The organism is Leisingera daeponensis (assembly GCF_019801465.1).
Taxonomy (GTDB): domain Bacteria; phylum Pseudomonadota; class Alphaproteobacteria; order Rhodobacterales; family Rhodobacteraceae; genus Leisingera; species Leisingera daeponensis_A.
On record NZ_JAHVJA010000003.1, the window covers coordinates 397,219 to 417,111 of the forward strand.

General features: G+C 65.4%; 22 protein-coding genes. 16 read left to right on the top strand and 6 right to left on the bottom strand.

Annotated features, from left to right (window positions below):
- Window positions 1–138 precede the first annotated feature (138 nt).
- Window positions 139–696, top strand: coding sequence for a YqgE/AlgH family protein (locus KUV26_RS10300; RefSeq protein ID WP_222503439.1), 558 nt, complete (start codon window positions 139–141; stop codon window positions 694–696).
- A gap of 121 nt (window positions 697–817) precedes the next feature.
- On the opposite strand, the gene KUV26_RS10305 is transcribed toward KUV26_RS10300, so the two are convergent.
- Window positions 818–1,768, bottom strand: coding sequence for an L-threonylcarbamoyladenylate synthase (locus tag KUV26_RS10305; RefSeq protein WP_222508271.1), 951 nt, complete (start codon window positions 1,766–1,768; stop codon window positions 818–820).
- A gap of 142 nt (window positions 1,769–1,910) precedes the next feature.
- Here KUV26_RS10305 and KUV26_RS10310 point away from each other — a divergent pair, with 142 nt between their 5' ends.
- The 5 genes from KUV26_RS10310 (at window position 1,911) to KUV26_RS10330 (ending at window position 6,087) form a co-directional block, all read left to right on the top strand.
- Window positions 1,911–3,614: an acyl-CoA dehydrogenase gene (locus tag KUV26_RS10310; protein WP_222508272.1), complete on the top strand. Its 1,704-nt coding sequence runs from the start codon at window positions 1,911–1,913 to the stop codon at window positions 3,612–3,614.
- Window positions 3,598–4,665, top strand: coding sequence for an MBL fold metallo-hydrolase (locus tag KUV26_RS10315; protein WP_261398617.1), 1,068 nt, complete (start codon window positions 3,598–3,600; stop codon window positions 4,663–4,665). Before KUV26_RS10310 ends, KUV26_RS10315 begins: the two co-directional genes overlap by 17 nt.
- Before the next feature lie 25 nt (window positions 4,666–4,690).
- Window positions 4,691–5,143, top strand: coding sequence for a DUF6173 family protein (locus tag KUV26_RS10320; protein ID WP_222503442.1), 453 nt, complete (start codon window positions 4,691–4,693; stop codon window positions 5,141–5,143).
- Between the two features lie 172 nt (window positions 5,144–5,315).
- Window positions 5,316–5,450: an aa3-type cytochrome c oxidase subunit IV gene (locus KUV26_RS10325; RefSeq protein WP_222503443.1), complete on the top strand. Its 135-nt coding sequence runs from the start codon at window positions 5,316–5,318 to the stop codon at window positions 5,448–5,450.
- Between the two features lie 16 nt (window positions 5,451–5,466).
- A complete protein-coding gene (locus KUV26_RS10330; RefSeq protein ID WP_222508273.1) occupies window positions 5,467–6,087 on the top strand; it encodes a hypothetical protein in 621 nt (206 codons plus the stop codon).
- A gap of 61 nt (window positions 6,088–6,148) precedes the next feature.
- Here the strand turns inward: KUV26_RS10330 and KUV26_RS10335 are convergent, their stop codons facing one another.
- Window positions 6,149–6,478 (bottom strand): AzlD domain-containing protein, encoded by a 330-nt coding sequence (locus KUV26_RS10335; RefSeq protein ID WP_222503445.1) that lies wholly within the window; start codon window positions 6,476–6,478, stop codon window positions 6,149–6,151.
- Window positions 6,475–7,203 (bottom strand): AzlC family ABC transporter permease, encoded by a 729-nt coding sequence (locus KUV26_RS10340; RefSeq protein ID WP_222503446.1) that lies wholly within the window; start codon window positions 7,201–7,203, stop codon window positions 6,475–6,477. Before KUV26_RS10340 ends, KUV26_RS10335 begins: the two co-directional genes overlap by 4 nt.
- A 64-nt stretch (window positions 7,204–7,267) precedes the next feature.
- On the opposite strand from KUV26_RS10340, the gene KUV26_RS10345 reads away from it, so the two are divergent.
- From KUV26_RS10345 to glp, 5 genes are read left to right on the top strand one after another with little or no spacing between them, the layout of a single operon-like run.
- Window positions 7,268–8,143, top strand: coding sequence for a formate dehydrogenase accessory sulfurtransferase FdhD (locus KUV26_RS10345; RefSeq protein WP_222508364.1), 876 nt, complete (start codon window positions 7,268–7,270; stop codon window positions 8,141–8,143).
- A gap of 36 nt (window positions 8,144–8,179) precedes the next feature.
- On the top strand, window positions 8,180–8,716 hold the full coding sequence (locus tag KUV26_RS10350) for a hypothetical protein (protein ID WP_222508274.1): 537 nt from the start codon (window positions 8,180–8,182) through the stop codon (window positions 8,714–8,716).
- Complete coding sequence (gene mobA / locus KUV26_RS10355) at window positions 8,713–9,351, top strand: molybdenum cofactor guanylyltransferase MobA (RefSeq protein ID WP_222508275.1); 639 nt, start codon at window positions 8,713–8,715, stop codon at window positions 9,349–9,351. Before KUV26_RS10350 ends, mobA begins: the two co-directional genes overlap by 4 nt.
- The gene (gene mobB / locus KUV26_RS10360) at window positions 9,348–9,839 is read left to right on the top strand and encodes a molybdopterin-guanine dinucleotide biosynthesis protein B (protein ID WP_222508276.1); all 492 of its coding nucleotides are present in this window, start codon (window positions 9,348–9,350) and stop codon (window positions 9,837–9,839) included. The genes mobA and mobB overlap by 4 nt, the downstream gene beginning before the upstream one ends.
- Window positions 9,836–11,968, top strand: a complete 2,133-nt coding sequence (gene glp, locus KUV26_RS10365; protein WP_222508277.1) for a gephyrin-like molybdotransferase Glp — start codon at window positions 9,836–9,838, stop codon at window positions 11,966–11,968. The genes mobB and glp overlap by 4 nt, the downstream gene beginning before the upstream one ends.
- A 151-nt stretch (window positions 11,969–12,119) precedes the next feature.
- Here glp and KUV26_RS10370 read toward each other — a convergent pair whose 3' ends face one another.
- The 3 genes from KUV26_RS10370 to KUV26_RS10380 all read right to left on the bottom strand — a co-directional run bounded on the left by KUV26_RS10370 (window position 12,120) and on the right by KUV26_RS10380 (window position 14,273).
- Window positions 12,120–13,157 (bottom strand): hypothetical protein, encoded by a 1,038-nt coding sequence (locus KUV26_RS10370; RefSeq protein WP_222508278.1) that lies wholly within the window; start codon window positions 13,155–13,157, stop codon window positions 12,120–12,122.
- Window positions 13,158–13,177: 20 nt separating this feature from the next.
- Complete coding sequence (gene greA, locus KUV26_RS10375; RefSeq protein WP_222503452.1) at window positions 13,178–13,648, bottom strand: transcription elongation factor GreA; 471 nt, start codon at window positions 13,646–13,648, stop codon at window positions 13,178–13,180.
- Window positions 13,649–13,892: 244 nt separating this feature from the next.
- Window positions 13,893–14,273 (bottom strand): VOC family protein, encoded by a 381-nt coding sequence (locus KUV26_RS10380; RefSeq protein ID WP_222508279.1) that lies wholly within the window; start codon window positions 14,271–14,273, stop codon window positions 13,893–13,895.
- 98 nt (window positions 14,274–14,371) lie between these two features.
- On the opposite strand from KUV26_RS10380, the gene soxR reads away from it, so the two are divergent.
- From soxR to KUV26_RS10405, 5 genes are all read left to right on the top strand, one after another.
- Window positions 14,372–14,839, top strand: coding sequence for a redox-sensitive transcriptional activator SoxR (gene soxR / locus KUV26_RS10385; RefSeq protein WP_222508280.1), 468 nt, complete (start codon window positions 14,372–14,374; stop codon window positions 14,837–14,839).
- A gap of 169 nt (window positions 14,840–15,008) precedes the next feature.
- Window positions 15,009–16,658 carry an electron transfer flavoprotein-ubiquinone oxidoreductase gene (locus KUV26_RS10390; protein ID WP_222503455.1) on the top strand — a complete coding sequence of 550 codons (1,650 nt, stop codon included), beginning with the start codon at window positions 15,009–15,011 and terminating at the stop codon, window positions 16,656–16,658.
- Window positions 16,658–17,086, top strand: a complete 429-nt coding sequence (locus KUV26_RS10395) for a DUF1493 family protein (protein WP_222508281.1) — start codon at window positions 16,658–16,660, stop codon at window positions 17,084–17,086. The genes KUV26_RS10390 and KUV26_RS10395 overlap by 1 nt, the downstream gene beginning before the upstream one ends.
- A 164-nt stretch (window positions 17,087–17,250) precedes the next feature.
- Complete coding sequence (locus tag KUV26_RS10400; protein ID WP_222508282.1) at window positions 17,251–18,966, top strand: tetratricopeptide repeat protein; 1,716 nt, start codon at window positions 17,251–17,253, stop codon at window positions 18,964–18,966.
- Window positions 18,956–19,777 carry a 4-(cytidine 5'-diphospho)-2-C-methyl-D-erythritol kinase gene (locus tag KUV26_RS10405; RefSeq protein WP_222508283.1) on the top strand — a complete coding sequence of 274 codons (822 nt, stop codon included), beginning with the start codon at window positions 18,956–18,958 and terminating at the stop codon, window positions 19,775–19,777. Before KUV26_RS10400 ends, KUV26_RS10405 begins: the two co-directional genes overlap by 11 nt.
- The last annotated feature ends 116 nt before the right edge of the window (window positions 19,778–19,893 follow it).

Sequence of the window (19,893 nt, forward strand, 5' to 3'; positions counted from 1 at the left end):
GATCCGGTCATGGCCGTTTCATCCGCCTGCCTTTGCGGCAAATTTGCCGGAGCCTGCGCGGGGTTACGCCGATGCGCCCCTTGCGCGGAAAGCGGGCGCGCGTCATGGTGGGGGGAGGCAGCAGAAAGACGGAAATTCATGGATCTGACTGGCAAGCTCTTGATTGCAATGCCTGGTATCGGCGACCCGAGGTTCGAGCATTCGGTGATCTTCCTGTGCTCGCACGGCGAGGAGGGCGCGATGGGCCTGATTGTGAACAAACCCGCGGACGGCGTGGCGCTGGGCGATTTGCTGGAACAACTGGACATGGGCGGCGAGGAAAGCGCGGCCTCGGCGCTGCCGGTGCGTTTTGGCGGTCCGGTGGAGACCCAGCGCGGCTTCGTGCTGCACACACCGGACTACGAATCGGATGTGAGTTCGCTGAAGGTGCCGGGCGGCTTTTCGATGACCGCGACGCTGGATATTCTGGAGGATATCGCCCAGGGGCAGGGGCCGCAGGACCTGCTGGTTCTGCTGGGCTATGCCGGCTGGGGGCCGGGGCAGCTGGAATCGGAAATCACCATGAACGGCTGGCTGACCGCCGAGGCCAGTCCGGAACTGGTATTCGGCCTCGCGGATGACAGCAAATGGGGCGCGGCGCTGAAGACCCTCGGGGTTGATCCGCTGACGCTCTCCGCCAGCGCCGGCCACGCTTGACCGCAGTAAGCCAAAACCGCACGGGGGGAGGCTTCCGCGCATTTTCTGGTTTTCCGCAGTGAATCCCAAAACCCTTGGGCCGGGCGCCCATTTGCGATCGGCGCTGCCGCGGTCCTCGCGCTCAGTCCCGCGGTGCGGCGGCGCGGTGCAAGCGGTCGTTGATTGCCTCGCCCAGTCCGTGTTCCGGCACCGGGGCAACGGCGATCGGTTTGCCTAGGGCATCCAGCCGGTGGAGATGGCCGAAAAGGTTCGCGGCGGCCTCCGCCAGATCACCGCTTTCGGACAGGTTCAGGTCGCATTCCACCGGGCCGAAGCCGAGAAACAGCTCGCCCTCGCCGGGCGCCTCCGCATTCAGCCGCACCGGCGCGCCGGGGGCATAATGCGACAGCAACTGGCCCGGGGCGGTAAGCGGATCATGCACATCCCGCTGCACCAGCTTGCGGCCCAGCACCGTCTCGATCTCCTCCGCAGCCAGCCCGCCCGGGCGCAGCAGCATCACCTCCGACCCTGCCAGCCCGATGATTGTGGACTCAAGGCCAACGCCGCAGGCGCCGTCATCCAGGATCGCCGCAATCCGCCCGTCCAGCCCGGCGATCACATGTGCCGCTGTTGTCGGACTGATCTTGCCGGAAGGGTTCGCCGAGGGGGCCGCCACCGGCCCGTCCAGCTCTCTCAGCAGTGCCTGGCCCGTGGGATGCGCCGGCACCCGAATACCCAGGGTGTCCAGCCCGGCAGTGACCAGCGGTGAAATCCCGTGCCCCTCGCGCAGCGGCAGCACAAGCGTCAGCGGGCCGGGCCAGAACGCGGCCGCCAGCTGTTCCGCAACGTCATTCCACTGTACATAGCGCCGCGCCGCCTCCGCCGAATGCACATGCGCGATCAGCGGGTTGAAAGACGGCCGCCCCTTTGCCTCGTAAATTGCCGCCACCGCTTCGCCCTGTCTGGCATCGGCGCCCAAGCCATAAACGGTCTCAGTCGGGAAAGAGACCAGCCGCCCCTCCCGCAGAAGCTGGGCGGCGCGGGCAATGCCGCCTGCCGTTGCGGCAAGAATTTCAGTGCTCTGCTGGGGCATTTCGGGTGACGCGGCGTTTTGGTTGATTGAAATAAGCGTCCGATTAGGTAATCGGACAAGCCACAGACCATAATGGGCCAGCGCCGGGAAGCCAAGACTGCCCGCGCCCGCACGCCCCAGAAACCCCCGCCAGAGGACGCCCATGACCTTCCGCGCCCCCGTTTCCGAGTATGAATTTCTGCTGAACCACGTCGTCGGATATGACAGCATCCCGGCCACAGACCGCTTTGCAGAGGCAACCCCCGACATGGTGAGCGCGATCCTGACCGAGGCGGGCAAGTTGTGCGACGAGGTGATGGCCCCGCTGCAGCGCAGCGGCGACCTGCATCCCGCGCATCTGGAAAACGGCGTGCTGAGGACCTCGCCCGGATTCGCCGAAGGGTATCAGGCCATCATGGACGGCGGCTGGGTCGGAATCAGCGCCGCAGAGGAATTCGGCGGCATGGGGCTGCCGCAGACGGTTGCCGTCGCGGTGTACGAAATGATGGCCGGCGCCTGCCTGTCGCTGCAGCTGGCACCGCTGCTGAGCCAGGGCCAGATCGAGGCGCTGGAGCACCATGCCTCCGACGCGATCAAGGAGATCTTTCTGCCCAAGCTGGTCTCCGGTGAATGGTCCGGCACCATGAACCTGACCGAACCCCAGGCCGGTTCCGATGTCGGCGCTCTCAGCTCCAAGGCAGAGCCCAACGGCGATGGCTCCTATGCCATCTCGGGCCAGAAGATTTTCATCTCGTGGGGTGACAACGACTTCTGCAGCAACGTCTGCCACCTGGTGCTGGCACGGCTGCCGGACGGGGTGCCGGGAACCAAGGGGATTTCGCTGTTCCTGGTGCCTAAATACCTGCCGGACGCCGGCGGCAACCCGGGCAAGGCAAACGATCTGAAGGTCGTCAGCCTTGAGCACAAGATGGGCCTGCACGGCTCCCCCACCTGTGTGATGCAGTTCGACGGCGCCACCGGCTGGCTGGTCGGGGCCGAGCACGGCGGCATGGCCGCGATGTTCACAATGATGAACAACGCGCGCGTTGGGGTTGGCGGCCAGGGCGTCGGCGCAGGCGAGGGCGCCTATCAGCACGCGCTGGCCTATGCGCTGGAGCGCAAGCAGGGCAAGACCGCTAGCGGCTTCATTGCCGACCACGCCGACGTGCGCCGGATGCTGATGGAAATGAAGGCGGACCTCTTTGCCTCCCGCGCCATCCTGATGGCCTGCGCCCGCGCCATCGACATGCAGACCGCCACCGGAAGCGGGGACTGGGGCGCGCGCGCAGCCTTCCTGACGCCGATCGCCAAGGCCTTCGGCACCGACACCGGGATGCGGGTTTCGGAAACCGGAGTGCAGGTGTTCGGCGGCATGGGCTTCATCGAGGAATCCGGTGCCGCGCAGTATTACCGCGACGTGCGGGTGACGGCGATCTACGAAGGCACCAACGGCATCCAGTCGATGGACCTGGTGGCGCGCAAGATGATGGACGGCGGCGAGACGGCCTTTGCCCTGATCGACGAGATCGAGGAGCAGGCCGAACGCGCCCGTGCCACCCATCCGAACATGGCGGAAGCTGTCTGGCAGGCCTGCGAATCATTGCGCGAAGCGACTGAATGGCTGGTGGCGCAGCAGGACCTGCAGGACCGCTTTGCCGGCTCGGTGCCGTATCTGCGCGCCTTCGCCCGGGTGCTCGGCGGCCATTACCACCTGGCTGCCGCAATGGCTGATCAGGGCGGTGCGCGCGAGAAACTGGCCCGGTTTTACATCACCCGGATGCTGCCGGAGCATGCGGCGCTGCTGGCGCACGCCCAGGCCGGCGCGGCAGGCACCTTCGCGCTCAGCCTTGATGAACTTGCAGGCTGACACCGTGGCCGATATCCCCGACGTCTCCCCCCGCACCCCCTGGGAAGAACCGCCCGCGCATGGCGAAGCCATCGAGGTGGCGGAGGGCGTTCTTTGGATGCGCCAGCCGCTGCCGATGAAACTGGATCACGTCAACATCTACGCGCTGGACGATGGCGACGGCTGGACGGTGGTCGACACCGGCTTCAACACCCGCAAGAGCCGCGCGATCTGGGACAGTCTGATGGCGGGGCCACTGAAGGGCAAGCCGGTGACGCGGGTGGTCGGCACCCACCACCACCCCGATCACATCGGCCTCGCGGGCTGGTTACAAAGCGGGCAGGGCGCCGAACTGGTCACCACCCGAACCGCCTGGCTGTTTGCCCGCATGCTGACCCTGGATGTGCAGGAAGTCTGGCCGGAGGAGACCCTGGCCTATTACCGAAGCGCCGGCATGGCGCCGGAAATCTACGAGAAGCGCGTGAATGACCGGCCCTTCAACTTTGCCGACACCGTGCACCCGATGCCGCTGGGCTTCACACGCATCAAGCAGGGCGATGTGATCCGAATGGGCGGGCGCGACTGGGATGTGCACACCGGCAACGGCCACGCGCCGGAGCACGCGACCTTCTGGAGCCGCGACGACAATCTGGTCCTCACCGGCGACCAGATCCTATCCACCATCAGCCCCAACATCGGCGTTTACGCGACCGAACCGATGGCCGACCCGCTGGGCGAATGGCTGGAGTCCTGCGAGCGGCTGGCGAAACTGGCGCGTCCTGATCACCTGGCACTGGGCGGCCACAAGCTGCCGTTCTCGCGCCTGCCGCTCAGGATGCAGCAGCTGATCGGCAACCACCACGGCGCGCTGGAGCGGCTGATGGATCACCTTTCCGTGCCCCGCACCGCCGCCGATTGCTTTGCGCCGCTGTTCAAGCGCACAATCGGCGAAGGCGAGTACGGGCTTGCACTGGTCGAGGCGGTGGCCCATGTAAATCACCTGTACCACACCGGCCAGGTGTCCCGCTGGAAACGAGACGACGGCGCCTGGCTTTATCAATGCAAGGGGTGACACGCCCCGCGGCAGGGGAGGCACCATGAGCGACGAGATTTCAACCAGCGCCGAGGCGGCAGAGGCGGCGGTGCTGCCCTGTGTGCATGAAGTCCACTCCGACCCCGAAACCTGCGCGGGGCTGCGCAAGGTGCCGGAGAAGCTGCAGAAGCCGGACGCGGCCAAAAGCCCGGCGCGCTGGGCCTATGAGCGGCTGATCCTCTACATCCAGAATTTCGAGCAGCAGCTGGACGCCGAGCACGAGGTGGCGATGGGCTTCACCGGCGGCAATACCGGTGTGCTCAGGATCGAGGGAATGGGCTATTTCGACCCCGACATCATCACCTTCTACGGCAGCGAGGGCAGCGGCTCCAAGACCCAGCTGGTGCAGCATGTCAGCCAGCTGAACGTTATGCTGCGCGCGGTGCCCAAGGCGCGCGAGGAGGCGCCGCCCAACCGGATCGGCTTCCGCCTGGCCTCGGATCTGCAGCAGGGCTGACCGGCGCCGGACGGCGCGAATCGCCGCAGGGGCCGCCGCGCCGGCTGTCCGGCCGGGTTTCGGCGGTTTTGCGGGGGCATTTCCCCCGGATGCGCCCGAATGACGTGGTGACAGGGCGCGGCAAATCCGGTAATCAGCGGAAAAATGCACGTGAATTTGAGGGATAAACCACATGGCTGAACATCAGCACGGCACCATGGACACCACCGTTCAGGAGAAGACCTACTCCAGCTTCCTGACCTTTGTGACCCGCTTCAGCATTGCGATGGTCTTCCTCGCGCTGTTCCTGGCCGTTTTCGCCACCTGATTCCCGGAACGAAATGATGCGCAGTCTGCTCTGCCTCGGCGCGGTGATGCTGGCGCTTGCGGGTTGCGCGGCGCCCCAGCAACCCAACGCGGACGCCGAAACGCTGGCCAGGGTGGCCTACCGCCAGCCTGGACCGGCCACGCTCACCCTTTACACCATGATCAACAATCGCACCGGGCGGGGCGGCCATACGTCGCTGATGATCAATGCCTCGGAACGGGTGATCTTCGATCCGGCGGGCTCGTTTTACGCCTCGGCCGTGCCAGAGCGGAACGACGTCCTTTACGGCATTACACCGGCGGTCGAGAAAGCCTACCGCGGCGCCCATGCCCGCAGCACCTACCATGTGGTGGTGCAGCGCGTCGAGGTAACGCCGGAGCAGGCGCAGAAAGCCTATCAGCTGGCGGTCACCAACGGCCGCGTGCCGGGCGCCTACTGTGCCCAGGCCACCATCGGAATCCTGCAGCAGGTGCCGGGGTTCGAAAGCCTCGACCGCACCTTCTATCCGGAGAAGCTGTCGGCCCAGTTCGGCCAGCTGCCCGGCGTGAAGACAGAGCGCTACTACGAAAACGACAGCGCCGACCTGCAGGCGGGCATCACCAAGAGCGATGCCGCGCTGAGCGCCGCGGAGGAATAGTCCCGCCCGGAATCAGGCCGCGGGCGCGGGCAATGCGCGCCGCCGGATCCGGCTGCGAGTGCTAGGCCGCGAGGTACAAAAGCAGCAGCGACAGCCCGCCTGTGCCAAGGCCGATCAGCACATTGCGGGTCAGATAGCCTGCGGCAAAGGTCGCGGCTGCAGCGGCAAAATGCATCAGGCTGGGTTCCCCGCCGTTCGGCGCAGGCCAGACCACCAGCGGCGCCACCAGGGCCGGGATGATCGCGACGGCGGTATAGCGCAGGTGCCGCATCAGCCATTCCGGGATGGGTCTGCCGCCCATGAAGCCGATGAAGGCAAACCGCAGGGCATAGCTGCCGGCCGCCAGCCCGATGATAACGGTCCACAGAACCGGTGCAGGGATGCTGCTCATTTGACGCCCTCCGCCTTGATCTTCTGCCGCTCCAGCCACAATTCCGCCTGGGCGCCGGCTACCATTCCGGCGATCCCGGCCACGATCAGCCCCAGGTTATAGGGCAGCGCGGCCGCAGGCAGCGAGGCGGCCACCGCCACAAAGCAGGCCGCCACATGCGCAGGCGTGCGCAGCATCGGCCCGATCATCGCCAGAAACGCCAGCGGCAGCACGAAATCCACCCCCCAGCTCTCCGGAATGCGGGTGCCGACCAGCGCCCCCAGCGCGGTGGCGATCACCCAGGCCGGGGTGATCAGGCCATTGGTTCCAAAGAAGTAGGCGACCCGCTGCGGCAGCGGCATCTCCGGCTCCTGCTCAAACTTCACGATCGACAGCGCATAAGACTGGTCGACGATGAAATAGGCGGCCAGCGCCCGCTGCCACATCGGCGCATCGCCGAGGTAGGGCGTCAGCGAGGCCGAATACATTGCCATCCGCAGGTTCACTGCCAGCGCCGAGATCAGGATGATGATCAGCGGCGCATTCTCCTGCATCAGCTGCAGCGCGGTGAACTGGGCTGCGCCGGCAAAGACCGCCAGCGAAAACGCAAAGGCTTCCGGCACGATCAGCCCGGCCTCTGCCGCCAGCACGCCGAACAGGAAACCGAAGGGCGATGCCATGAACAGGAAGGGCGCGCTGTCGCGAAACCCTTTCCAGAAGGCCGATTTGGTGGTGGTGATTGCCATCTGCGCGTCCTAGATTGCGTGCACCCGGCCTAAGGCGGACGCAGGAGGAATGCAATTGGTGAGTATGGATATTACAGAAGAATATCTGATTGCGCCCGGTGTCTCCGACCCGCGGCTCACACGCGCTGTCACCGGCGTTGACCAGAACGGCGATACAAGCGAGATCGCGGTGGTCGAGGAGCGGCCGCTGACCATCTTCCTGAATTCCCAGGAAATTGTTACCGCGATGACCATCGGCGACTACCCGGAATACCTGGCGCTCGGCTTCCTGCGCAACCAGCGGATGCTGCGCGATGAGGATGAAGTCACCCGCGTCGACTATGACGAGGACCTGGAAACCGTGGTGGTGCGCACGGCGGTGGAGACCAGCCACGAGGAAAAGCTGAAGAAAAAGACCCGCACCTCCGGCTGCGCGGTCGGCACCGTCTTCGGCGACATGATGGAGGGGCTGGAGGACGTGCGCCTGCCGCAGACGGAGGTCCGCACCTCCTGGCTTTATGCGCTGGCGCATAAGATCAACCGCACGCCCTCGCTGTACCTTGAGGCCGGCGCGATCCACGGCACTGTTCTGTGCCATCAGGACCGCCCGCTGGTCTATATGGAGGACGTTGGCCGCCACAACGCGGTGGACAAGATTGCAGGCTGGATGCTGTCGGAAAAGGCCGAGGCCGAGGACAAGATCCTTTACACCACCGGGCGGCTGACTTCGGAGATGGTGATCAAGACCGCGATGATGGGCATCCCAGTGCTGGCCTCGCGCTCTGGCTTCACTGCTTGGGGCGTGGAGATTGCGCGCGAGGTCGGCCTCACCCTGATCGGCCGGATGCGCGGCCAGCGGTTTATCTGCCTCTCCGGTGAGGAGCGGCTGGTGCGGGACATGGACCCCAAGGACGCGCCGGTTGAGGAAAAGAAGCACCGTCGCAAGAGTGCGGGATCGTGACGGCCGAGCCAAGGCAGACAAGGAGAATTGGTTTGATTGAAGATGACCAAAGCAGATTTGCAAAATGGCAGCAATGGCATCATGCTTGACGTAGTCAAGTTTTTCCTGCTGTTGACGGGGTTGATTGGCGTGCCGTTAGTATGGGTGGCAGGTGTTCGCCTATATTCTCATTCAGCCCAGTTAATATTCTATGGTATGGCAAAACTGCCATCCAGCGAGTTGGAGCGCTTCGGCTGGCCAAGCTCTGCAGACGTGTTTCAAGACATTCGGATGCGTCCCTTGCTGGATAAGTTAGTCGCATCGCTGCATACGGAAACCTATGATCGCCCTACAATTCTCGGGAAATTTTGGGTATGGGGATTGCCAGCTTGTAATGGAATTTCCATTGAAACACGACGCGCTGCACGGCGATACCGGGTTATTCGAACTTCTGGCACATTGCTTTTCTTTGGCGTTCTACCTTTTGTCGCTCTTCGAAGCTTTGGTGCTTCTATTATGATCTTGGCATTCATTGTTCTGGTTCCGCCAGACAAACTTTTTCCCTGGAAGCAGAGAAACGGAAGCACCCCATGACCCAACCCCTTGGCGTAATCCTCGCAGGCGGCCTTGCCACCCGGATGGGCGGCGGCGACAAGGGGCGGCTGCTGGTCGGCGGTGAAAGCCTCTTGTCCCGCGTGGCGGACCGGCTTGGCCCCCAGGTCGCGGGCCTGGCGCTCAACGCCAATGGCGACTCGGAGCGGTTCGCCGACTTGGGACTTCCGGTCATTGCCGACTCGATCGCAGGCTTTGCCGGTCCGCTTGCGGGCGTGCTGGCGGGCCTCGACTGGGCCGCAGAGCAGGGAGCCAACACCATTGTGACCGCTGCTGCCGACACGCCCTTTTTCCCGCGGGATCTGGTTGCGCGGCTAACCGCTGCCGCACAGGGCATGGAGCACCCTCTGGCCCTCGCCACCACCCCGCGCACCGGCGGTGAGTCACTGAAGTCCGGCGGGCGGAGCAAAGTGAACCGGCATCCGGCTTTCGGCCTCTGGCCCGTCGCCCTGCGCGACGACCTGCGCGCTGCCTTGAATGACGGGCTGCGCAAGGTGGTGCTGTGGACCGACCGGCACGGGGGCCGCGAGGCGCTGTTCGAAGCCGATCCCTTCGACCCCTTCTTCAACATCAACACGCCAGAGGATCTGGCCAAGGCCGAGGCGCTGCTGACATGAAGATCTACGGCGTCACCGGCTGGAAGAACAACGGCAAAACCGGGCTGATGGAGCGGCTGGTGGCGGAGTTTTGCACCCGCGGCCTCACCGTCTCCACCATCAAGCACGCCCATCACGCCGCCGATGTGGACCAGCCTGGCACCGACAGCTACCGCCACCGCCAGGCGGGCGCATCGGAGGTGGTGCTGGCCTCCGCAGGCCGCATCGCAATCATGCAGGAGCTGCGCGGGCAGCCGGAGCCGCCGCTGGCAGAACTTCTGGCCCGCCTGAACCCCGCCGATCTGGTGCTGGTGGAGGGCTACAAGCGCGAACCTCACCCCAAGGTCGAAGCCCACCGGCAGGCTGCAGGCACAGAACTGATCGCCGCGCGGGATGTCAGCATCCGGGCGGTTGCCAGTGACACTCCACTTGATCTGGACCGCCCGGTGTTCGATTTGAACGACACCGCGGCGATTGCGGATTTTATCCGGGCCGAGCTGGACCTGTGAGCCGCTTTGAGACCATTCTGGCCGTCGACTGGTCTGCAGCCAAGCGCAGGTCTCAGCGGCCAGGCAAGGACGCGATCTGGCTGGGCGTGGCACGCGATGGGACCTCAGAGCAGCAGATTTACTGCCGCAGCCGGCAGGAGGCTGAGACGCGGATCAGCAGCTTCCTTGATGACGAGAAGGCCGCAGGGCGGCGGGTGCTGGCGGTTTATGATTTTCCTTTCGGGTATCCGCGCGGGTTCGCGCGCCGGATCACCGGGTCGGATGACCCCTTCGCCCTTTGGCAGTGGCTGGAGGAGCGTGTCGAGGACGCCGAGGACGGCAGCAACAACCGGTTTGAAGTCGCCTCTGCAATGAACCGCAAGTTTGCCGGCGCCGGTCCGTTCTGGGGCAAGCCGGTGGAGACGGCCTGGCCGGACATTCCTTACCGCAAGGCAGGTATAGCTTACGAGGACGTGGCTGAACGGCGCAGCGCGGATCTTGCGGCCAAGGCAGCCTCCTCCTGTTTCCAGTTGTTCTTCAACCCCACAGTTGGCAGCCAGATCCTGATGGGCCTGCCGGTCCTGCAGCGGTTGCGGCTCCGGCACAACGCCGCGGTCTGGCCGTTTGAGAAGGTTGCGGATGCGCAAATTGTGTTTGCAGAAATTTGGCCAGGATTGATCGAACCGGCCGTAAGGTCCGCCATGGCTGCGGCTGGACCTGAAGAAATCCGCGACCGCGTGCAGATGCGGCTGTTGTCGCAGGCGCTCAGCCGTCTGCCGACAGAGGAGCTTGCCGCAATGCTGGCTGCCGCGCCTGAGGACGCACGAGAGGAGGCCTGGATATTGGGCACCGGATACGAAGACCGATTGAACGCGCTTGCCTCGGATGGGCAGGGCGGGCTGAACCCGCCGCCGCTCAGCAACGACTGCTTTGCCCTGCCTGCCGGCGTTGACTGGACCCCGGTCGATGACGCGCTGGCATTGCTGCGGGGCCGGCTGGGGCCAATCACCAGCGCCGAAGCCGTGCCGCTGTCAGATGCCCTGGGACGGGTGCTGGCAGAGGATGCCGTGGCCAAACGCGCCAATCCGCCGCTGCCCAACACGGCGGTGGACGGCTACGGCTTTGCCGGCGGCCGGGGCGAGGGCCCGCATGTGCTGCCGCTGGTGCAGGGCAGGGCAGCCGCCGGGGTGCCGTTTGACGGCAGAGTGGCCGAAGGCAGCGCCATCCGGGTGCTGACCGGCGCCGCGCTGCCGGATGGCGTTGACACGGTGATCCTGGAAGAGGACGTCAGCACCGACGGCGCCCGGATTGCCTTCAACGGCCCGCTGAAGCAGGGCGCGAACACCCGCAAGGCAGGCGAGGATGTCTGCGCAGGCGAGGCCATCCTGCCTGCAGGCCGGGTCATCACCCCTGCCGATCTCGCCCTCGCCTCGGCAACCGGGCTGGCTGAGCTCACGGTCCGGCTGCCGCTGCGGGTCGGGGTGCTCTCCACCGGCGACGAGTTGGTCGAGGCCGGGGAAGCCTCGGGCAAGGGGCAGATATTCGACGCCAACCGCCCGATGCTGCTGGCGCTGATCCGCCAGCTGGGGTTTGTGCCGGTGGACCTGGGCAAGGCCGCCGACGACCGCGATGCCTTGCGCGCGCACTTGGACGGAGCCGCGGCACGGACCGATGTGATCCTGACCTCCGGCGGCGCCTCCGCCGGGGACGAGGATCACATGTCGGCGCTCCTGCGCGAGGCGGGCGCGATGCAGGAATGGCGCATCGCGCTGAAACCCGGCCGTCCTCTGGCCTTGGGCATGTGGCACGGCACGCCGGTTTTCGGCCTGCCGGGCAACCCGGTGGCCGCCCTCGTATGCACGCTGATCTTTGCCCGCCCTGCAATGGGGCTGATGGCAGGGGCAGGCTGGCAGGAACCGCAGGCGTTTGAAGTCCCTGCCGCGTTTGAAAAGCGCAAGAAACCGGGCCGCCGCGAATACCTGCGGGCGCGGGTGCGGGACGGCCGCGCCGAGGTGTTCAAATCCGAAGGCTCCGGCCGCATCAGCGGCCTCAGCTGGGCCGAGGGCCTGGTGGAACTCGGCGACGGCGCCGCAGAGATCAAACCCGGCGACCCGGTGCGCTTCATTCCCTACGGCAGTTTCGCCATGTAGGTGGGGCGCTCCCGCCCGCGGCCCGGCGCATCCAAGATGCTTGCCCGCCGTTGGGCCCGGCGCCGCGCTGACGCGCGGCGCGAACGCCCTGCAGCTTCACCTTTGTATAAATACTCCCGCCGGAGGCAGCGGCCCGCCAGGGCCGCCCTGATCAGTCGAAGGTCCCGGCCACCCGGCCCAGCAGCATGAAGGCGCGGGCGGTGCGGGTGTTGCCAAGCGCGGAAATCTCGCCGTCGGTGGCCTCGGCCTCGAAATCGGCAAACATCTGGTCGAAGCGGCGCAGGAAGTGGTGCGCCGCGTCCCGGAAAATCGGATCCTGTTTCATCCGAGCGGCTGTCAGCGCCAGCGAGGTGCGGTCGCGCACGCCGCCAAGCGCCGCCACCGCGCGGCCGCGCGCGCCCTGGCCGAACTGGCGCCAGACCTCGGGCCGGGCCATGTCTGGGCGCAGGTCGTCCATGTAAATGCCGTCCTGGCTCAGCAGCGTCAGAACGTCCTGCGCCGCCTGAATCACCTGCGCCGCCTTGCGGTCGCGCAGTGCCGCGCGCAGAGCGGCAAAGCCTTCCTCGTCCTCAGCGGTTTCCGGGAAATTCAGGGCACGGATAAACTGTTCGGCAGACAGCGGCGGCGCGGTGTCCGCGGCCTGGGTGCCAAGCGCCAGAGAGCCCTGTTCCGCCGCGGTCATCTCCGCTGCCGCCTGCGGGATCGCCGGGCGCAGCGGGTTGGCGCGGCGGCTGGTGTGGAAGGTCGCCAGCGCGGTTTCCGTCTTGCGGGTGGCCTCGGCGATTTCCTCCAGCCGCTTGGCGACCGAGGTCTCCGCCACCCCCGCATGCTGCTGCGCCTGGGCCAGATAGCTCTGGCGCAGCCCGTCGATCGCCGCCTGCAGCTGTTCGCTTTCTTCCCGCATCACCCGGGCCGACCGCGCAGCGGAGGCCGCGACCCACAGCATTGCCAGTGGCAGAACCACCGCCAGCACGGTGGTGATCAGGTCCGCCCATTGCGCCAGGCCGGTCTCCTCCGGCGCGAAGACGTAAAAGGCAACCGCCGCCAGCAGCCACAGGGCCCCCAGTCCGATCGCTGCCAGCTCAGCCCCGCCCAGCCCGTTGCCGGAGGCCGGGCCTTCAAGGCGCCGCAGCGGCTGGCCGCCGCCTGGTTTCGGGCTGGAACCCGGACTGCTGCTGGAGCCTGTCATGACCACTCTGCCCTTGCGGATCAGGAATAGACGATTTTGAGAATCTCATAGGAACGCTCGCCGCCGGGCGTGCGCACTTCCACACTGTCGCCTTCGTCCTTGCCGATCAAGGCGCGTGCGATCGGGGATTTGATGTTCAGCAGGCCTGCTTCGATATTGGCCTCATGCTCGCCGACGATCTGCCAGGTCTTTTCCTCGTCGGTGTCCTCGTCCACCACCGTCACTTTGGCGCCGAACTTGATGGCGCCGGACAGCTTGGCCGGATTGATCACATCGGCCAGCGACAGAATGCCTTCCAGCTCCTTGATGCGGCCCTCGATGAAGGACTGCTTTTCGCGGGCGGAGTGGTATTCAGCGTTCTCCGACAGGTCGCCCAGTTCGCGCGCTTCGGCAATCGCCTGGATGATGGCCGGGCGTTCGACGGATTTAAGGTTCTTCAGTTCGCTTTCCAGGGCGGCGAAACCCGCCGGGGTCATCGGGATCTTTTCCATGTGATTGGTCCAGGTCGCTCTTTGTTCTTGTCTCTATGAAAACCGCAGCCCCGCAGCATGAGCCGCGGGGCCTCCGGTCCGGTTGACAGATACCTGACCCAATCCTGTGCCCGATTTCAAGTGGGCGCAGGGCTTTGCCGCACGCAATTCCGCCTAACCCGGCAGATTGCGGGGGTTTTCCACAGGTTTGCGCGAAAAAATGCCGTGAAGGGCGGCTGCGGCCCGCACCGCCGGCCGCAGCGGGTCAATCATATTGGACCGCTTCGTATTCGATGCCGTTCTCGTCATGGAAATAGAACCGGCGGCCCGGTTCGTAATCGCCGTGGTTCACCGGCGTAAACCCTGCGGCCTTCACCGCGGCTTCGGTGGCGTCCAGATCGTCCACGATCACTGCCAGGTGGTTCAGGCCCCCGATGATGCCATAGCTTTCCGGCGCTTTGCCGGCCGCGGTGCGCGGGGTGAAAAGCGCCAGATAGCTGTTCTCCTCCCCGACATGCACGGTGTAGCCGCCGTTGATGGCCGCACCTTCCCACCGCACATGCCAGCCAAAGACCTTCTCCATCCAGGCGGCGGTGCCATTGGGGTCGGCTACGGTGATATTCGCGTGCTCCAGAACTGCGCTCATGGGAAATCTCCTTTTCGGGTTGAGCAAACCTGTTGATGCGACTCACCGTAATTCCTAAACCTAACTTTAGCTCAAGAGATTTCTTCAGGGAGTTTGCCATGCCCCAACCTGCCGGGATTTCCATCGGTTACCTGGCCGAGCGCACCGGTCTCGCGGTGTCCGCCATCCGCTACTACGAGGCGCAGGGCCTGGTGGAGCCCTGGCGCAACGCAGGCGGCCAGCGGCGGTTTCACCGCGCCGACATCCGGCGGCTCAGCTTCATCATGATCGCGCAGCAGTTCGGCTTCTCGCTGCCGGAGATCCGCGGTTTCCTCAAAAGCCTGCCGGGCAGCCGCACCCCGACCAGGGACGACTGGGCGCGGATCTCGGAAAACTTCCGCAGCCATCTGGACCAGCGAATCGAAACCCTGGTCAAACTGCGCGACAATCTGGACGGCTGCATAGGCTGCGGCTGTCTATCGCTTCCGAATTGCAAACTTTACAACCCCGAGGACCGGGCGGCACAGAAGGGGCAGGGACCCCGATATCTGATGGGAGACCGGCCCGAGGCGGAAAATGATCCTTGAGTGACGAAAATGGACGCACTTTTTGTCTCAGTTGCCTGTTTTACAGGTGTTTGACGCGGAGTTTGGATTGACCGCACGGCACGCCAAACGCTAAGCAGCCGCGAAAGAAAATTGCGCCCACCGACTGTTGTGGGGCCGGTAGCGAACAGAAAGCCAAGGAGCGCCGCAAATGGCCGAGATTGAACGCGAAGCGATGGAATACGACGTGGTGATCGTCGGGGCCGGCCCTGCCGGTCTGTCTGCGGCCATCCGCCTGAAACAGCTGGACGCCGACCTGCAGGTCGTCGTTCTGGAAAAAGGCTCCGAAGTGGGCGCGCACATCCTGTCCGGTGCGGTGCTGGACCCCTGCGGCCTGAACGCGCTGATCCCCGACTGGAAGGAAAAGGGCGCGCCGCTGAACGTCGAGGTCAAGGAAGACAACTTCCTGATGCTGGGCGAGGCCGGCAAGGTCCGCATCCCCAACTTCCCGATGCCGCCGCTGATGAACAACCACGGCAACTACATCGTTTCCATGGGCAACGTCTGCCGCTGGATGGCGGAACAGGCCGAGGAACTGGGCGTCGAAATCTTCCCGGGCATGGCCTGCTCGGAGCTGGTCTACGGCGACAACGGCGAAGTGAAGGGCGTGGTTGCCGGCGAATTCGGCAAGAACCCCGACGGCACCCCCGGCCCGGCCTATGAGCCCGGCATGGAGCTGCACGGCAAATACGTCTTCCTCGGCGAAGGCGTGCGCGGCTCGCTGTCCAAGGAAGTGATCGCCAAATACGGCCTCTCCGACGGCAAGGAGCCGCAGAAATACGGCGTCGGCATGAAAGAGATCTGGGAGATCGACCCTGCCAAGCACAAGGAAGGCACCGTCACCCACACCATGGGCTGGCCGCTGGGCTCCAACGCGGGCGGCGGCTCGTTCATCTATCACCTGGACAACAACCAGGTTTATGTGGGCTTCGTGGTGCACCTGAACTACAAGAACCCGCACCTGTTCCCCTACATGGAATTCCAGCGCTTCAAGCACCACCCGGTGGTCGCCGACCTGCTGAAGGGCGGCAAGCGCGTGGCCTACGGCGCCCGCGCCATCACCGAAGGCGGCTGGCAGTCGATGCCGAAACTGGTCGCGCCCGGCGTGGCGCTGCTGGGCTGCTCGGCGGGCATGGTCAACGTGCCCCGCATCAAGGGCAACCACAATGCGATGCTGTCGGGCAAGGCCGCGGCCGAAGCCGCCTATGACGCGATCAAGGCAGAGCGTTCCGGCGATGAGCTGACCGCGTATGAAAGTGACGTGCGCGAAGGCGCCATCGGCAAGGACCTCAAGATGGTTCGCAACGTCAAGCCGATGTGGTCCAAATGGGGCCTCACCGCGTCGCTGGCGCTGGGCGGCCTCGATATGTGGACCAACAACCTGTTTGGCTTCTCCTTCTTCGGCACCCTGGGCCACGGCAAGAACGACGCCGAGGCGACCGAAGAGGCCTCCAAGCACAAGCCGATCGACTATCCCAAGCCCGACGGCGTGCTGTCCTTCGACCGGCTGACCAACGTCAGCTTCTCGATGACCAACCACGAGGAAAGCCAGCCCTGCCACCTGCGCCTGGGCAATGCCGAAACCCCGATTGCAGTCAACCTGCCGAAGTTCGCCGAACCGGCGCAGCGCTACTGCCCGGCCGGTGTCTACGAGGTGGTCGAAAAGGACGGCAAGCCGGAGTTCGTGGTGAACTTCCAGAACTGCGTCCACTGCAAGACCTGCGACATCAAGGACCCGTCCCAGAACATCACCTGGACCACGCCGCAGGGCGGTGACGGCCCGAATTACCCGAACATGTAATGGGAACTGCGCTGCAAGAGGAGATCCTCGATTTCGCAGTGCAGTATTGCCGTGGAAAGCCAAATCGCACCTGGCAGAAAGATCTGCCAGGTGCTTTTGGTTTGGATGGGGCGGATGTCACGGATTTCCTGGAAGCATTTGCTGGGCACTATGATGTAGACCTGTCAGGCTGCCTTTGGGAATTCCACTATAACGCCGATGAGCCGCCCGGCAGGCGGCGCGTGCTGCCGCTTGATGCCTTCGGGGAGGTCATCCCCTATCAGCCGATCACTTTGGAACTGCTCGAAAAAGCGGTTCTGGCTGGCAAATGGGACTATGACTACCCAGAGCACACGATCAAAGACTTGGGGTTTGCCGCTCACCTGCCTGATTGGCGGCATCTTGCAGCAGTTGGCATGCTTGGCATGATTTGGGCCGTTTTCTGGTAGGCGAAGGGTCGCGCAAACCGGCAGAGGCGGCTTCACGTCCACGTCATATTGAGGCACAAGGCTTGAAAACTGACGGCGGCGTGCCCCAACGCCCATTGCGCGTTAACCGCCACGGGACTACGCTTCACTTCAGGCAAGAGCAGTAAACCGTAAGGGGGTCCCCAGTGCCCGTATCCATTCTCCGCACCCTGTCCTGTGCGGCCCTGATGGCCGCCGCAGCCGCACCCGCCGTGCAGGCCGAAGGACTGGCGGGATCCTACCTGGCCGGACGCGCCGCAACCTACGATAGCGACTTCGCCGCGGCGGCGCTTTACTACACCCAGGCGCTGGCCCGCGATCCGCAAAATCCGCTTTTGATGGAGAACGTGGTGTTCGCGCAGCTTGCCATGGGCAAGGCGGAGCTTGCCGTGCCGGTGGCAGAACGGCTGCGCCAGACCGGCGCCCGCAGCCAAGTGGCCAACATTGTCAGCGTCGGCGGCCTTGCCGCCAAGGGCGATTTCCGGGCAATTCTGGACCGGGATCTGGAGCAGGACGCGATCCACCCGCTGGTGGACGGTTTGCTGGAGGGCTGGGCGCATGTCGGCGCGGGATCCGTTTCCAGCGCGCTCGAGACGTTTGACCGGCTGGCCAAGGACGGCAGCCTGAAACCCTTTGTACTTTATCACCGCGCCCTGGCGCTGGCCTCGGCCGGCGACTACGGCGGGGCGGAGGAGCTGTTCGCGGCCGAGGACGGCCGTCTGGCAACCCTCAGCCGCCGTGCTGCCGTGGCACGGGTGCAGATCCTGTCGCAGCTGGGCCGCAACCAGGAGGCCCGCGATGCGCTGATGGCCGCCTTCGGCAGCAGCTTCGACCCCGGTCTTGAAGCCCTGGATGCGCAGCTGGCCGCCGGTGAAACCCTGGCCTACACCATCGCCCCCAGCCCGCAGGACGGCATTGCCGAGGTGTTCTTCACCCTCGGCGCGGCGCTGAACGGCGATACCGCCAATGATTACGTGCTGATGTATGCCCGCATGGCCGCCTCGCTGCGGCCGGACCATGTGGATGCCATCCTGCTCAGCGCCAGCCTGCTGGACCAGCTGGGCCGTTACGAACTGTCGGTCGCCACCTACAAGCAGGTGCCCGGCGGCCATCCCGATTACCACGCCGCCGAAATGGGCCGCGCCGAGGCGCTGCGCCGCGCCGCCAAGCCGGATGCGGCCATCGAAGTGCTGGAGAAGCTGGCCCGCGACTTCCCGGAACAGCCCAGCGTTTACATCAGCCTTGGCGACCTCCTGCGCCAGCAGGAGGACTACGCCGCCGCCGCCCGCGCCTATGACAGGGCGCTGGACAAGACGCCCGAGGATTCCGGCAGCCGCTGGTTCCTGTATTACGCCCGCGGTATCTGCCACGAGCGGCTGGGCCAGTGGCCGCAGGCCGAGGCCGACTTCCGCGCCTCGCTGGAGCTGGACCCGAACCGGCCGCAGGTGCTGAACTATCTCGGCTACTCGCTGGTGGAGAAAAGCAGCAAGCTGGACGAGGCGCTGGACATGATCGAACGCGCCGTCGCTGCCCGTCCCGACTCCGGCTTCATCGTCGACAGCCTGGGCTGGGTGCTTTACCGCATGGGCCGCTTTGACGAGGCCGTGGCCCATATGGAGCGCGCTGTGGAACTGATGCCGGTGGACCCGGTGGTCAATGACCACCTGGGCGACGTCTACTGGGCCGTGGGCCGCCAGCGCGAGGCGGAGTTCCAGTGGAAACGCGCGCTCTCCTTCATCGACCCGGAAGACACGGACGGCGAAGCCGACCCCAAGCGCATCCGCCGCAAGCTGGAGGTTGGCCTGGACGCGGTTCTGGCCGAGGAAGGCGCCCAGCCGCTGAAGGTCGCCAATGGCGGCTGAGGTCTTTGCACCTGCCAAGATCAACCTGACCCTGCATGTGACCGGCCGCCGCGGGGACGGCTATCACCTGCTGGATTCGCTTGTTGTGTTTGCGGATGCCGGCGACCGGCTGGCTCTTGAGAGCGGCCCGGAACTGGCGCTGGAGGTCACCGGCCTGTTTGCGGCGGGCGTGCCTGCGGACGCGCGCAACCTGGTGTGGAAGGCTGCCGAAGGCGCGGGCTGGACCGGGCGCATCCGCCTGGACAAGCGGCTGCCCCATGGCGCGGGGATCGGCGGCGGGTCATCGGATGCGGCCGCGGTGCTGCGTGCGCTGGCCGGGCAGGGCGCAACTATCCCCGAAGGCCTGCCCCTGTCGCTGGGCGCCGATGTGCCAGTCTGCATGGCCGCCCGCGTTTCCCGGATGCGGGGCATCGGCGAGCGGATCACGCCAGTGCAGCTGCCGGAGCTGCACGCGCTGCTGGTTAATCCGGGCGTGCATGTGCCCACCGGCCCGGTGTTCTCTGCGCTGGCTTCCCGCAGCAATCCGCCGATGCCGGAAGATATCCCGCCCTTCACGTCCGCTGAGGACTGCGCCGCCTGGCTTGCGGAACAGCGCAACGACCTGGAGGCCCCGGCTATCGCCGTTGCGCCGGAAATCGACCGGACCCTGTCGGACCTGCGCAGCTCCCGCCAGGCGCTGCTGGCCCGAATGTCCGGCTCCGGCGCCACCTGCTTTGCGCTTTATCCCACGAAGAAGGCCGCCCACATAGCGGCCTACGAAATCGGGGCGGAGCATCCCGATTGGTGGTGCAGCGCGGTCATCCTGACCTGAAGGACCCGCTTTAGGCCGGACACTCCCGCCTGCGGGGCAGCGCATCGAAGATGCTTGCCCGCCGTTGGTCCTGGCGCCGCGCTGAAGCGCCGCGGACTTCCCTATTCATCTTTGCG

Excerpts from the sequence above, each read along its gene's own strand:
- KUV26_RS10315 (WP_261398617.1), top strand. The coding sequence starts at position 3,598 with ATGAACTTGCAGGCTGACACCGTGGCCGATATCCCCGACGTCTCCCCC.
- mobB (WP_222508276.1), top strand. The coding sequence starts at position 9,348 with ATGAAGATCTACGGCGTCACCGGCTGGAAGAACAACGGCAAAACCGGG.
- KUV26_RS10300 (WP_222503439.1), top strand. The coding sequence starts at position 139 with ATGGATCTGACTGGCAAGCTCTTGATTGCAATGCCTGGTATCGGCGAC.
- soxR (WP_222508280.1), top strand. The coding sequence starts at position 14,372 with ATGCCCCAACCTGCCGGGATTTCCATCGGTTACCTGGCCGAGCGCACC.
- KUV26_RS10320 (WP_222503442.1), top strand. The coding sequence starts at position 4,691 with ATGAGCGACGAGATTTCAACCAGCGCCGAGGCGGCAGAGGCGGCGGTG.
- KUV26_RS10345 (WP_222508364.1), top strand. The coding sequence starts at position 7,268 with ATGGATATTACAGAAGAATATCTGATTGCGCCCGGTGTCTCCGACCCG.
- greA (WP_222503452.1), bottom strand. The coding sequence starts at position 13,648 with ATGGAAAAGATCCCGATGACCCCGGCGGGTTTCGCCGCCCTGGAAAGC.
- KUV26_RS10335 (WP_222503445.1), bottom strand. The coding sequence starts at position 6,478 with ATGAGCAGCATCCCTGCACCGGTTCTGTGGACCGTTATCATCGGGCTG.
- KUV26_RS10370 (WP_222508278.1), bottom strand. The coding sequence starts at position 13,157 with ATGACAGGCTCCAGCAGCAGTCCGGGTTCCAGCCCGAAACCAGGCGGC.
- KUV26_RS10310 (WP_222508272.1), top strand. The coding sequence starts at position 1,911 with ATGACCTTCCGCGCCCCCGTTTCCGAGTATGAATTTCTGCTGAACCAC.
- KUV26_RS10340 (WP_222503446.1), bottom strand. The coding sequence starts at position 7,203 with ATGGCAATCACCACCACCAAATCGGCCTTCTGGAAAGGGTTTCGCGAC.
- KUV26_RS10395 (WP_222508281.1), top strand. The coding sequence starts at position 16,658 with ATGGGAACTGCGCTGCAAGAGGAGATCCTCGATTTCGCAGTGCAGTAT.
- KUV26_RS10405 (WP_222508283.1), top strand. The coding sequence starts at position 18,956 with ATGGCGGCTGAGGTCTTTGCACCTGCCAAGATCAACCTGACCCTGCAT.
- KUV26_RS10390 (WP_222503455.1), top strand. The coding sequence starts at position 15,009 with ATGGCCGAGATTGAACGCGAAGCGATGGAATACGACGTGGTGATCGTC.
- mobA (WP_222508275.1), top strand. The coding sequence starts at position 8,713 with ATGACCCAACCCCTTGGCGTAATCCTCGCAGGCGGCCTTGCCACCCGG.
- KUV26_RS10380 (WP_222508279.1), bottom strand. The coding sequence starts at position 14,273 with ATGAGCGCAGTTCTGGAGCACGCGAATATCACCGTAGCCGACCCCAAT.
- KUV26_RS10325 (WP_222503443.1), top strand. The coding sequence starts at position 5,316 with ATGGCTGAACATCAGCACGGCACCATGGACACCACCGTTCAGGAGAAG.
- KUV26_RS10330 (WP_222508273.1), top strand. The coding sequence starts at position 5,467 with ATGCGCAGTCTGCTCTGCCTCGGCGCGGTGATGCTGGCGCTTGCGGGT.
- KUV26_RS10305 (WP_222508271.1), bottom strand. The coding sequence starts at position 1,768 with ATGCCCCAGCAGAGCACTGAAATTCTTGCCGCAACGGCAGGCGGCATT.